The organism is Coleofasciculus sp. G3-WIS-01 (assembly GCF_040223135.1).
Taxonomy (GTDB): domain Bacteria; phylum Cyanobacteriota; class Cyanobacteriia; order Cyanobacteriales; family Coleofasciculaceae; genus Coleofasciculus.
In genome coordinates this window covers 1-12,074 of the sequence record NZ_JAVJZI010000099.1, presented here as the reverse complement: position 1 = coordinate 12,074, position 12,074 = coordinate 1, and the positions used below count along the sequence as shown (strand labels likewise).

Annotated in this window: 12 protein-coding genes and 1 pseudogene; 8 read left to right on the top strand and 5 right to left on the bottom strand. The window is 43.5% G+C overall.

The annotated features are described in order from the left end of the window. Positions 1-1,140: RNA-guided endonuclease InsQ/TnpB family protein (locus RIM23_RS10555; RefSeq protein ID WP_446366839.1), on the bottom strand; the 1,140-nt coding region annotated here is incomplete at its 3' end. Positions 1,141-1,464: 324 nt separating this feature from the next. Here RIM23_RS10555 and RIM23_RS10550 point away from each other — a divergent pair. Beyond that, positions 1,465-1,938: a hypothetical protein gene (locus RIM23_RS10550; protein ID WP_446366837.1), complete on the top strand. Its 474-nt coding sequence runs from the start codon at positions 1,465-1,467 to the stop codon at positions 1,936-1,938. 510 nt (positions 1,939-2,448) lie between these two features. Here RIM23_RS10550 and RIM23_RS10545 read toward each other — a convergent pair. From RIM23_RS10545 to RIM23_RS10535, 3 genes and pseudogenes are all read right to left on the bottom strand, one after another. Next, positions 2,449-2,700: pseudogene (locus tag RIM23_RS10545) on the bottom strand (TdeIII family type II restriction endonuclease); the annotation flags it as partial. 10 nt (positions 2,701-2,710) lie between these two features. Next, positions 2,711-4,081, bottom strand: coding sequence for a DNA cytosine methyltransferase (locus RIM23_RS10540; protein ID WP_446366835.1), 1,371 nt, complete (start codon positions 4,079-4,081; stop codon positions 2,711-2,713). A gap of 715 nt (positions 4,082-4,796) precedes the next feature. Then, complete coding sequence (locus RIM23_RS10535) at positions 4,797-5,339, bottom strand: pentapeptide repeat-containing protein (RefSeq protein WP_446366833.1); 543 nt, start codon at positions 5,337-5,339, stop codon at positions 4,797-4,799. A 142-nt stretch (positions 5,340-5,481) separates the two neighbouring features. Between RIM23_RS10535 and RIM23_RS10530 the strand changes: the two genes are divergently transcribed. The 6 genes from RIM23_RS10530 to RIM23_RS10505 all read left to right on the top strand — a co-directional run bounded on the left by RIM23_RS10530 (position 5,482) and on the right by RIM23_RS10505 (position 9,816). Beyond that, positions 5,482-5,865 carry a hypothetical protein gene (locus tag RIM23_RS10530; RefSeq protein ID WP_446354484.1) on the top strand — a complete coding sequence of 128 codons (384 nt, stop codon included), beginning with the start codon at positions 5,482-5,484 and terminating at the stop codon, positions 5,863-5,865. Positions 5,866-5,904: 39 nt separating this feature from the next. Beyond that, on the top strand, positions 5,905-7,551 hold the full coding sequence (locus RIM23_RS10525; protein WP_446366831.1) for a cation:proton antiporter: 1,647 nt from the start codon (positions 5,905-5,907) through the stop codon (positions 7,549-7,551). 12 nt (positions 7,552-7,563) lie between these two features. After that, complete coding sequence (locus RIM23_RS10520) at positions 7,564-8,028, top strand: regulatory protein RecX (RefSeq protein WP_446366829.1); 465 nt, start codon at positions 7,564-7,566, stop codon at positions 8,026-8,028. 62 nt (positions 8,029-8,090) lie between these two features. Beyond that, entirely contained in the window at positions 8,091-8,615 is a 525-nt protein-coding gene (locus tag RIM23_RS10515; protein WP_446366827.1) for an NAD-dependent epimerase/dehydratase family protein, read from the top strand. A gap of 50 nt (positions 8,616-8,665) precedes the next feature. Then, positions 8,666-9,124 carry a GatB/YqeY domain-containing protein gene (locus tag RIM23_RS10510; RefSeq protein ID WP_446366825.1) on the top strand — a complete coding sequence of 153 codons (459 nt, stop codon included), beginning with the start codon at positions 8,666-8,668 and terminating at the stop codon, positions 9,122-9,124. A 65-nt stretch (positions 9,125-9,189) separates the two neighbouring features. Further along, positions 9,190-9,816 carry an alpha/beta hydrolase gene (locus RIM23_RS10505; protein WP_446366823.1) on the top strand — a complete coding sequence of 209 codons (627 nt, stop codon included), beginning with the start codon at positions 9,190-9,192 and terminating at the stop codon, positions 9,814-9,816. 237 nt (positions 9,817-10,053) lie between these two features. Here RIM23_RS10505 and RIM23_RS10500 read toward each other — a convergent pair whose 3' ends face one another. After that, positions 10,054-10,680, bottom strand: coding sequence for a hypothetical protein (locus RIM23_RS10500; RefSeq protein ID WP_446366821.1), 627 nt, complete (start codon positions 10,678-10,680; stop codon positions 10,054-10,056). A 71-nt stretch (positions 10,681-10,751) separates the two neighbouring features. On the opposite strand from RIM23_RS10500, the gene RIM23_RS10495 reads away from it, so the two are divergent. Then, the gene (locus tag RIM23_RS10495) at positions 10,752-11,639 is read left to right on the top strand and encodes an alpha/beta fold hydrolase (RefSeq protein ID WP_446366841.1); all 888 of its coding nucleotides are present in this window, start codon (positions 10,752-10,754) and stop codon (positions 11,637-11,639) included. Positions 11,640-12,074 lie beyond the last annotated feature (435 nt).

The following is a 12,074-nucleotide window of genomic DNA, read 5'->3' as shown; positions in this document are numbered from 1 at the left end:
CTCGCACGATAACCCCGTGCCTCTAGGCTGGTTTATAGACAGCCCCACAAGTGCAATGTTATTGGCTCCATTAAAATCGGCATCTCCGTGCCAGCCACAATGCCCACACTTGAAAGTCTTGCCACTACGGTAAGACTTTCCTTTTGCAGGATGTATGTGCAGGCAGTTGTGACACATCTGGGAAGTATAGGCTGGGGGAATAGGAGTAACTCTAACGCCAGCGCCGAGCGCTTTGTACTCAATGAACATTCGCAGTTGATAGAATGCCCATGAATTTGAGCGTCTACGCTCAGTTTTGCTTCTGGGTTGCTGGTTTGTTCTTTCCCTAATGCCTGTTAGGTCTTCTATCGCAATTGAGGAACTTAAACTCACTGCTCGTCTGACCACCGACTTGGAAATGTTGTGATTGAGCCATTGTTGATAACGTCTCTCCCGTCCCGACAGCCGTCTCAAAACTTCTCGGCATCTACGCCGGGTTGTCCTCGTGCCTTTCGGGGCTTTCTTTTGGAGGGATGCTCTAACTTGGGAAAATTTATCTCGCACTGATTGGATGTGCTTACCGTCCCATTTCTCGCCAACGGACGTAACCGCAATGTCGCGTCGCCCCAAGTCGATACCAATCACCTTGTCTGTGATCGGCGAGTCGGGTGCATCATCTTTAATTTGGATGTGCAAGTAGAACTGACCATCCCGGTGCTTACACAATTGAGCGGAAGTTGGGTTCCTCCCTTTGAGTTTTCCTCTCTGGTAGTTACCCAGAGTCAATTCAACTCGCTCTCTACCGTGAATGGTGGCAAGGCTTACCGTCCAATCATGCTCCTTAAACCGAAACAAGTCTTTGTCACAGTCCATGCTGGTTGGGGCAAAGCTTTTGACAGGTTTGCCTTTTAGCTTGGCTACCTTACGGTTGGAAGCTACACGCGCACAAGCCCTAACAGCCATATTTGCCACGAGGTTAAACTCGCTCTTGATAGTTTGGTAGGTGAGGGACTGAATGGCAATTTTATTGGTCAGCTTAGAGTCTGTGTGTTCATTCACGTAGTTGCAGGCATCCGCAAACGCCTGAAGGGTTGCCTCTAAGAAGGCAACCTGTTTAGGCGTGGGTTGAAGTTTTACAACTATTGTGAGAACTTGTTTCATGACTGAAATTATACCAATTACTGGGAAGTAATTGGAAATACTTCGGGCATTTAGCCCTCGCATTTCCCGCTATCCCCCAAAGGCTTACCTCCACTTCGTGAAGGTTGAAGCAAGATTCCCCTCGCGATTTAGGTGGCTTCGCTACCTTAACATTTCCCAGGCTGAGATAGGTAGATCCGCATCGACTTTATTGAGAAGGCTATGATGGATTTTGACGTGGTAAGGATTCCGACATCCAGCTAGACGCCTAAAAATCTTGATGGTGATTTCTACCGTTTTTACCCCTCTCTCTATGTCTTTCAACCTTTATATTTCATACTTCCGATGACAGCGACGGTCAAAATTCAGCCTTCTGGTTTCTGCGTTAAGTACCCCAACACCTCTTGGCGAGTCACTTTTGTTGAGGAAGCGTCGGGGAAGTTCCGGTTTTCACTGATTGGAGCTGACTTTAAGTTTGAACCCAGAGATCGCTACCGCTACCCTTCTCATGATGAGGCTAAACGCGCTGCTATTTGCTTTCTGGAGTTGATGAAACGGTTAGCCCATTCTCGGATGCGCTTAAGCGTCCTAACTGAGATTGGTCTTTTGAAATTTCCCCAACAACAACATCGGGATTATAAACTGTGGTTGGTGGTAGACCGCGCCCGTTATTCCTGGGAAGCCACTCGACGAGATGGTCTTTGTATTCGATCGCAGCGCTGGTACAAGCGACCGGAAACCGCTTTATCTAAAGCACAGCAGCATATTGACTGCGAGTATGCTAAGTCTCAGATCCGGGATGTTATTGGTTGGGTTTAGTGCGTGGCTTTTTGACGCTCCTCGCCCTAAAAGTGCGAGGATTCTTGGTTCTTAGACACACCTTACAATTATCTATCCTTGCGGCAATCCTTAAACCAAAAGCCTGTAGAAAACTACCAAGCGTCGAGTTTAAGTTAGATAATCCCAGAGGGAGCCTGCTCCCCAAGCGTAATGGTACTTTGTCGAGAGTGTCTGATGCATCCGTTTTCTCTCTTTCCCTGTGTTTCTGTCCGCCCGACAGTACAGTTGTTTTTAGTCTCACGACTAACGCATTTTGCACTTTTGGAGGTATCGGCACTCATTTAAGTCCATGGGTTTTTTAAGAGGTTTCTCGCGCCTCACGTACTAGCATCTACTTTACGTGATAATTATCGATTTCTCGATTGGCGATACTCACGACTTTCGCCCGTACTAGACTACTCTTATAGTGTAGCAGATTAACCACTACAATGTCCAGAAATAAAACATTAAAAGTGGCTAGAAACTTCATCGAAGGCTTGTCGAAACTCCATCACCTAATCCTTCTTGAGCAGCTACTATAGCTAGTTTTTCCCAAACTTTACCAAAGGGAGTGACAAATCTTCTCTCAAAGTGAGAACCTTTGAAAATTTCATCGGGGACTAAAGCAGCATAGAGAGGTTTAAATGCTCTATGCTCTTCAGGAATGAAAGGATTTTTAATGAGTACATTCTCCATTACCTTATCCATCATTTCTTTGATGACGGATTGAATAGCCGTTTTGATTTTTTTTGAATCATTCATGTAACTTTCGCTATAAAATTACTTTTACTAAAGCTTTAGCTATATGATAAACAACAGGAACTGATACCGCATTTCCAAATTGTTTTTTAGCAGTACTTTCCTTGTCAGCAATTGTAAACCACTCTGGAAAGCCCTGCAATCTAGCATAGTCTTTTGCAGATAAAGGTTTGTACTTTCCTTTTCTATAGATTTCTCGAATGAATGTATTTTTATACTCTTGAGGTTCTTGAGAGTCTAGTGGTACAGTGGCAACAAAATCTCTAGTACCCGTTGCCGTCAACGTCCCAATTACATCTGAATTTGGTAAAAATATCTTAGAAATTCCATTGATTCCTGAAGAAATCTTAGAGTTAAAAAATTCATAGCCTTTGTGATCAATATATCGAAGTATTTTTTTGACAATTAACTTGTCGAGTTCGGCGGCGGTCAAATTTGGGATAAGTTGATCTAGAACTTCAAATTTTAAAGGATTACCATCTTTCAAGCCATATTTCTTTTTTCTTCTATTTTTGAGTATTGTTTGACAAATCAATTTTTCTCGTTGAGTAGTCCTGATAAGATCCCACGAGTGAATCGTGGTATGTCCATCTCGAATATCTGTAAAGATAAAGAAATCATTTAACTCATCATTTTTTTGAAATCTACCTCTAGAAGCCGGTATTTTTCCGGCAAACAAAATATCGGGAGAGAATTTTTTCTTTCTCACTTCACTAGCCTCAATACCCTCTATGAATTCATAAAGTTTTGGTTTAACGTGCAAGGGTTCAGGAAATTGGAAAGATTCGCTATTATCTAAGTCATCTCTAACTCCTACTATAAATACCCTTTCCCGATCCTGAGGAACCCCAAAGTCATAGGAATTGATGACACTGGCTTTAACGTTATAGCCTAAGCTTTTAAGCTTGCTGATTATTAGTTCAAAGCTTTGCCTATGTCGCGGATCTGTTAAGCCTTTTACATTTTCAAATATAAACCCTTTTGGTTGATTTTGTGCTACAACTATAATTACATCAAACCAAAGCTTTCCCCTTGGATCATCTAAACCTTTTATTTTTCCAGCAATAGACCAAGGTTGACAAGGAACTCCACCAACTACTATATCCACCGAAAAAGGAAATTTCCCAAGTTTGACAATATCCCCCAGGTTAACTTCTTCTGAGTTCAAATAACTAATAAAGTTTTTCTTGTAAATTTTTATAGCTTCTTTATCAATTTCTGAATAGCCTAAGCATTTTCCTCCTAACTCTTCAAGAGCAATCCTAAATCCACCAATACCCGAAAATAAATCCACAAATGTAAATTTAGGATTAAACCATAGAAGATTAGATGGTTTAGATGGATTAAATAGCTCTAACTGATTAGAAGACAATGCCGATTTCATCACCGATTTTAAGTTTGACAATCAACCCAACTTAAAAAATATTTCCACTAATCTACCTTTAGAGTTAAGCCAGGTTTTCTCTGAAATGTACTTGATTCAGTTAGAGTATCTAATGGCTGAGTTACCATCATGACCGTGGCTTAAGTGTGTAGATAGTATAGAAGGTATTATAGTTTCATGTCTATATATTACCAAACATAACTATATCTGACTATATTCTTATTTAAAGTTTACAATACCAAATTTATGTTCAGGTACTTCGTTCGGCAAGAGCCAAATAATTGTAAAGTATTATATCGATTTATTATCTTATTTTTCAATGAGCAAACTTCTGTATCATTCTTAGTCCACACAAACCAGAAAGGAGTAAAGTTAAAAAGTGAAGCTATAAAGCTTCCCTGACAAATAACCGAGTCTAGTCTAGTGTAACTGAAACATCACGATAACAAGGTCAAAACATCTGTTTACCCCAATATCTGTTTCGTCAACAAACAACAGCAACGATAAACTGGATTGTTCATAATTTACTCAAATACAAGACTGGGAGCTATGCAACTGAAGGGTGTGAGGTCAGTCAGCGCAACTCCAAAACAACTTGTGTCACTAGAGGAAATTACGGGCAAAAATTTAAAAGTTGCTGTTGTTTTTCAATGGACAAAATTCTTTAGGGTTGACGTTTGCTCAAAGACGGGTTTTGTTGATAAATTATCAGTAACTAGCGACACCCTAAACTATCCCGCGTGGAAACGCCGGTGAAGGGATTAACACCCTCTGCCCGTTGACACATTAAGGAGATTTGATAGGTATCAAGCAATGCACCGGAAAAATCTGCCCCGGTAATCGTGGCATCAAAAAAGCGGCTGCGATTGGCAATAGCATCAGTAAAAATAGCATTGGTTAAATTAGCACCGTCAAAGATAACTCGATCCGCTAAAGTCTCTGACAGGTTAGCTCCAGTTAAATCCGCCTCAAAAAACGCCGCTTTGGTGAGAATTGATCCTTGAAGAGACGCTCCTCGAAAAGAGGCGCCGCGTAAATCTGCGCCAGCAAAGGAGGTTCCCGCTAAGTTTTGATTGGAAAAATCTCGATAGTGTAATTCAGTAAGGGTGTAGTTGACAGTATTATCTTGTGCGATCGCGCAAGGCACATCTACCATCCACGCTATAACTGTCATCAACAATCCCATGCCAATTGCCAAAAGTTGCATAGCCTGGTGACTGGGGCGATTTTCGGTTCGTTTTTGGCTCGCAGTAGTCATATTCAAACAGATGGGGGCTAACTTACCTATTTTGCCGCAAGCTGGGATTGGTCATTTGTCAAATAACAGGGAACAGGGAACAGCGGCATTTTGTTAAGATACATTAATTACTCATTAGTCGCCCTATCCTACCAAGCCACTCATGATCACTGAACTTTTGCCCTTTCCATTCGAGTTAAATACGAGCGCGATCGCGGGTGCATCGTTGTGGGCGCTAGCGCTATACTGGGGCTTCTCGACGCTAAGCCACTGGATCATGGAACAGCTAAATCGCTGGTTTAACTTTGCCGAGCGATCGCTCTACACCTCTGTGAAGGAATATGAACGCACTCGTCGGGGAAGAGAAGCCCAAAACGCATTCTATGCTTCCCTGTTCAGCATTGTGCCATTTTTAATCGTTGGCGCTGGCTGCAACTGGGGTGTCGAACTTACTCTCGGTTCGAGTTGGGCAATTAGTATGGGGCTTCTGGCTTGTATCAGTGGCGCTGTTTATGAACTAGGGCGTCGTGATAGTCAGTCGAATTAGTCATTTATCCTTTATCTTTCCTCAGAACCAGAATCCTCCATGTTAACCAGCGCATTGTGGATTTTATTGATGGGCTTTTTTGGGGGTCAAATTGCTCGTCGTTTAGGTGCGCCACCGTTGATCGGTATGATTTTGGTGGGGATTGTCCTCGGACCACAGGTTGGCAATGTCATCAGTTCAGATGTACTGGAGGCGGCGGATAGCCTGCGAACCGTTGCCGTGATGGTTATCTTAATGAAAGCGGGATTGGGGCTGGATCGGGAAAAGCTACTTTCTCAGGGAAGTGTGGCGCTGCGGTTAGGCTTTTTGCCGGCGGGGTTTGAGGCAATTGCGATCGCGTTAGCCGCGATCTGGATTTTTCAGTTTGACGTTCCCACTGGGTTACTCTTGGGTTGCATCATTGGCGCAGAATCTCCGGCGGTAATTGTCCCAGGAATGCTGCGACTGAAGCGTTTGGGTTGGGGGGTGACTAAGGGAATTCCCGATGCCATTCTCACGGGGAGCGCCTTATCCGATGTTCTATTATTACTTCTATTTAGTTTATTGTTGAGTTTTTTAGGTCAGGGCGGAATTGAAACCATCACCTTACCTGGAGGATTTACACTTTCAGCCGTACAATTACTACCGTTTGAAGTATTCATTGAAATCGGACTGGGCGTCTTAATTGGCTACGCGGCGGCTCGTTTAATCGTCTCGCTGCTAACGGAACAAAATTGGACACAAAACACGGTTCAAGATGTGTTAATTGCTGCTGGAATTGCTCTATTATTGGTAATTGTTGAGAAAAGATTGCCTTATTCAGGTTACTTAGCCGCTATGGCGATGGGGTTCTTTTTGATTGAATTGGATGCGCCATTGGCTCGACGCCTACGCGGTGGATTTGATAGCCTCTGGGTTGTGGCGGAGATTGTCCTATTTGTTTTGTTGGGGGCTAGCGTTCAACTCCAGGTATTAGGGAATACAGTTTTACCGGGACTTTTAGTGTTAGCTATTGGTTTGTTTATTGGTCGTCCCGTGGGTTGGTATCTCTCGACGTTAGGGAGTAATTGGACATGGCAAGAACGGTTGTTTTTGCTGCCGGGAAATATGGCAAAAGCAACGGTACAAGCGGCGATTGGTGCGATTCCTTTCGCTAGGGGAATTGAAGGGGGAGAAGTAATTTTAGCCATTGCAGCGCTTTCAATTTTGACCACGGCACCGATTGGTGCTTGGGCGATTCCTACGTTCGCGCCTAAATTATTGGAACGGGGAGAAGTTGACCCGACGAAAGTAACGGTGGTGACTCATACCGTACTATTAGCGGCTGTGGATACATCTCCCTTGGCGACAGAGGTTTTAAGGAAAGTAGCCAGTATTGCTCGGCGTACAGATGGTGAAGTGATTGTCTTACATGTTATCAATAGTGATGAAATAGAGGAGGTAGAAAAGCTGCGCGATCGCACTCAACAATTACTCAGTGATATTCGCCATCAATTTATCACGATTAAGGGTTCCATTCCAGAGGAAATAGTTCGTGTGGCGCAAGAGTATCAAGTGACAGATATTATTATGGGAAAACGGGGACATCAACGTTGGCAACAGGTACGAGTCGGTTCCGTGTCTAAAGCGGTTCTAGAAATGAGTTCTCTTCCTGTTATCTTAGTCGAAGATCCACAAAATAATTTTCTGGCAAAAAGCAACACCTAGTTTATAATTAAGATGACTTGTATTGACTATTTATGCAAGCTTTTAGCACGTCGAGACTATAGTGTTTTTGAATTGACCAAAAAAGCTCAAGAAAAAGGTTTTGACGTTACGGATATTACTGAATCTATTGAAAAACTCCAACGACTCAATTACCAGTCTGATACTCGCTTTGTCGAAAGTATGATTACGTCATATCGCGGTAAATATGGAAAAGTAGTCATTAAGCGGAAATGTCGAGAAAAGGGGATTGATTCTGAGTTTTTTGAACAAATCTGGCAATCTCAAACTGAAGACGAAGAACCGGGAAAACTGGATAGTTTAAAAGCTAAGGTTATGAGAAAATATAAAATCACTGATTTTCATAATATTGACCCGAAGACAAAGCCAAAGGTATGGAATTACCTTCAATACCGTGGGTTTAATCCGGGTGAGATTTTAGCCCAGTGGCAGAGGGAACAAGATGAAGCGATAGAGTAGCCAAAGTATCCGATTTACTGTTTGGCTGCGTCGAGCAAGTGGTATCAGTATAATAGTATATTATGAAATTTAATCCATCACTATTTTTATCAATCTATGTCAACAGTTCAAACATTGGCAAAACAGAAGAATACATCAGCAAAGGATTTAATGCTTCCATCCTGTATCCTTCGTCGGTGTATGGTGCATCGCCAACCCGTGGCGGGTTTTGGGATTTTGCTATTCAGCAGTTCATTACGGGCAAACCCTACTGGGGTTATCAGCCATTTCCATCTGACTTTATGACAGCATGGATTCATGTTGATGATTTAGCCGATTGCTATATCGCTGTAGCGCGAAGAGGCGAAAAAGGAGGACATTACCTCGCCGCACCAGAAGATTTGAGTATTAGTCAGATGGCGACATTGTTTGCCCAGGCGGCTGGCGTGAAATTCCAGCCACCAATCTTTGAAAATAAAGATAATGTAGTTTTTGACGATTCTTATACCAGAGACGTATTGCAACTCGACTGGAAATATAAAGTGGCTGATGAGGTTAAGGCTTGGGTTGAGCGAATTCAAGAGTTGGGTATTTATTTTTTAGAGTAAAGAGTCAGAGATATTATAATAATTTAATAAGTTGTTTCGTCAATAGTAATATGAGCCTCAAAGACCGCATCTCTGAAGATATCAAAGTCGCGATGAAGGCGAAAGATAAAGTATGGCTGGAAACGGTTCGCAGTATCAAAAAGCTGATCCTGGAAAAAGAGATAAGCGTGCGTCCTCAAGGACAAGACAGTCTCACTGAAACTCAGGAACTTGAGCTTTTAGCTCAACTGGCTAAACAGCGTCGGGATTCAATTGAACAATATCGTAACGCTGGACGGGAAGACTTGGCAGAACAAGAAGCAAAAGAGTTAGCCATACTTGAAGAATATCTCCCTACCCCACTGTCGGATCAGGAAATTGAAGCGGTACTGGATGAAATTATTACCCAAACTGGCGCAAGTTCCATGAAAGACATGGGGAAAGTCATGGGACCTACAATGGAAAAGCTCAAAGGGCGTGCTGAAGGTCGCAAGATTCAAGCTATGGTGAAAGCTAAACTAAGTGGTTGACGCTTCCATCCCAAACAGTGAGGTCTTCTCAGGAGCCACAGAGAAAAGTTTAGGAGTTTGGCGGAATGAGTGACACCCCAGATTATATTCTATTTGCCCAACACGGCTGGGCGGATACCGAAGTTGCGATCGCAGCGATGGCGCAAACCCTGGCGACTCCCCAGACTCTCGTGATTACACCCAATCTCGGTTGGTTAAAAACTTGGTGGCGGATTAAGCCGTTAATCAAGCAAGTTGACGAAATAGCCACGGAAACAATTGCCAAGTATCCCGATACACCGATCCGGATTATCGGCTATTCCCTAGGGGGATTAGTCTGGGTGGAACTGCTTAACCGACATCCCGAATGGTGGACTCAGGTGGAGTCGTTAGTCCTTGTGGCTTCTCCTATTGGTGGGGTGGATTTAGCCCGAAATTTTACCTTCTTGGGAATGGGTGTCGGGATAGCTGGGGCAATGCTTGACAATCGCCGCCAGATGGCGGAATCTATTGCTAAAGTGATTCCCACATTAGTCATTGCGGGCGATGTTGGTGGCGGAACGGACGGTGCAGTGACTCTAGAAGAGACAAAGGTTCCTGGTGCAAATTTCTTTTATCTGCCCACATTATCTCATCCCACCCTAAAAAATCATCCGGCTGTAGCGGAAGTGATTCGCGACTTTTGGCAAAATCCAGTAATAATTAATGGTTGATTTGTTATTGGTATTTCGTCCTACTCGCTACCCTTGAGAAGCAAGCTACGTCATTCGTCCTTATTTGTTAAAGGTTAATTGATGATTATTCAGGAACGAACGTACCATGGTTCGGTGTAGGGGCGGGTTTCACTATTATCCTTTCTTACCCCACCCAGATGTCACTCGCGCCCGCCCCGACCGAGTTTCCTGTTCCCTTTGATAGATTCAGGTATTGCCATCTAAATCCTGAACAGATTAAAAAAGATGCAATCGTTGAATTGGCTGACTTAAAATGGCTAAAATCTTAGCAATATTTATATCGTCGGCATCCTCGATCACCAATTCCTCGTTATCTATCGCAACCGTTTGAGCCGAAAGCTGGAGAAAGCGCCAGACGCGACCCGTGGTTACAGCACCATAGATACTTTCAATCATTTGGTCTCTCGCTTGGTTAAACCGTTGTGCTGCGACCATTTCCGCAATACACTGTCCTAAACCGACAGTAGTACTCTCATTTTTGGCTTCGACAATTGTCACTACTGGGGACTCGATTTCTAATGTAAACGGTGAGGCACTCAAAATATAGTCACAAAAGCCATTGAGTCCTTGGCTGGCATCAACATTAAAATCTCGACCAGAAAACAAGCTAATTTTACCATTAAACATCTCTCTAATTTCTATCAACAACGGTGCAATTATCAACTCTGAACGAGCTTTTTTAGTATCGTTATCAAAGGCGACTTTCAAATTACGTTTCAGAGTCATTTTGAGGTAGTCGCTCGGTTCAATCTGTTCGCTTTGGGGAAACAAATTAATTAGATTAATCGTCAGATCGAACTTGGCTTTAACTTGATTGATTGTTTTAAAATCGCTATAAGCCATGACTAAACAGTCTTGCTGCCTTTTGCTATAACCCTATTTTATTCCTGATGACTTTGTTCTCGATGATGCCCATGAACCAAACCCCAGATTTTATTCTATTTGCCCAACACGGCTGGGCGGATACCCATCACGCGATCGCAGCCCTAGGGAAAACCTTAGCCACTCCCCAGTATCACTTAGTTACACCCAATCTGGGTTGGTTGAAAACCTGGTGGCGAATTGAACCATTAATTAAACAAGTAGAAGGGATAGCCACTGAAACTATTACCCAATATCCGGATACCCCGATCCGAATTATCGGTCATTCCATGGGCGGTTTAATTTGGCTAGAAATTCTTAATCAACATCCAGAATGGTGGTCTAAAATAGAATCCTTTGTATTGGTTGCATCCCCAATTGGTGGCGCAGATTTAGCCCGATTAATAGACCCTTTTAGTGTTGGTATCGGTATGGCTAGTGCCCTAGGGATTAATCGCCGCCAGATTGCCCAATCCATCGCCAAAAAGATTCCTACGTTAGTCATTGCTGGCGATAAGGATAGGGGTAGCGACGGCACAATTACCGTTGAATCAACCAAGTTTTCCGGTGCCAAGTTTGTGAGTATTCCCAATTTAGCCCATGCCCAACTCAAAAATCATCCCACAGTCATCGGAATTATCCGGGAATTTTGGGCAAATCCGACAATAACTGACCCTTCCCCCCTAGATTTTACCGCTAACTTAATTGAACGCTTGCAGTCAGTACCCGGAATGACTGATGCTCATCCGCGAGACTTTACCCGGAGTCAACCCTACATCACTTTTGCCAACGGATTCACGATTCGCATCTGGACAAATCCGTTACAAGTTGATCATATCTTTGTCGCTAATCCCGAAGGGGAATGTCTTTACAGCGGATTCGTTGGCTGGAGACATCGTGGGGCGTTACATCAAGCGTTAGCTGAAATTAAGAATCAGTAAACCCGTTTTCTATAGCCGTAGTGGCGTGGCACACCTAAAATGGTGGATTAGTATTGTAGGGGCGCACGGTGTGCGCCCAATTTCACCGTCAAATCACGGTGTGCGCCCAATTTCACCGTCAAATCTATTCCACAATTTTAGCTGTGTCACTCCGCCATCGTGAGGAGAGCGAAGCGTAACGCACCATTGTTTACAGCGCTTTTGGTAGTGAGGTACACAAACAGATCCCCGACAACTTCTACGAAGTCGGGGATCTTGCTGAGAATACTGTACCTCATCAACCTGAATTACGGGGTTTGACATCCTCCCCCGGCTAAAGAGCGCGGGGGATTCCTCACCACGCCACCTTTAGCCGGGGTGGTCGCTGATTGGGGTTGACGCTTCGCTGAAGGTTGCCTCCAAATGAGGTCTTACACCCTCTCCACGTCCGTTTAT

Bases quoted from the DNA above. Each gene is read 5' to 3' on its own strand.
- RIM23_RS10550 (WP_446366837.1), top strand. From the start codon at position 1,465: ATGACAGCGACGGTCAAAATTCAGCCTTCTGGTTTCTGCGTTAAGTAC.
- RIM23_RS10540 (WP_446366835.1), bottom strand. From the start codon at position 4,081: ATGAAATCGGCATTGTCTTCTAATCAGTTAGAGCTATTTAATCCATCT.
- RIM23_RS10535 (WP_446366833.1), bottom strand. From the start codon at position 5,339: ATGACTACTGCGAGCCAAAAACGAACCGAAAATCGCCCCAGTCACCAG.
- RIM23_RS10530 (WP_446354484.1), top strand. From the start codon at position 5,482: ATGATCACTGAACTTTTGCCCTTTCCATTCGAGTTAAATACGAGCGCG.
- RIM23_RS10525 (WP_446366831.1), top strand. From the start codon at position 5,905: ATGTTAACCAGCGCATTGTGGATTTTATTGATGGGCTTTTTTGGGGGT.
- RIM23_RS10520 (WP_446366829.1), top strand. From the start codon at position 7,564: ATGACTTGTATTGACTATTTATGCAAGCTTTTAGCACGTCGAGACTAT.
- RIM23_RS10515 (WP_446366827.1), top strand. From the start codon at position 8,091: ATGAAATTTAATCCATCACTATTTTTATCAATCTATGTCAACAGTTCA.
- RIM23_RS10510 (WP_446366825.1), top strand. From the start codon at position 8,666: ATGAGCCTCAAAGACCGCATCTCTGAAGATATCAAAGTCGCGATGAAG.
- RIM23_RS10505 (WP_446366823.1), top strand. From the start codon at position 9,190: ATGAGTGACACCCCAGATTATATTCTATTTGCCCAACACGGCTGGGCG.
- RIM23_RS10500 (WP_446366821.1), bottom strand. From the start codon at position 10,680: ATGGCTTATAGCGATTTTAAAACAATCAATCAAGTTAAAGCCAAGTTC.
- RIM23_RS10495 (WP_446366841.1), top strand. From the start codon at position 10,752: ATGAACCAAACCCCAGATTTTATTCTATTTGCCCAACACGGCTGGGCG.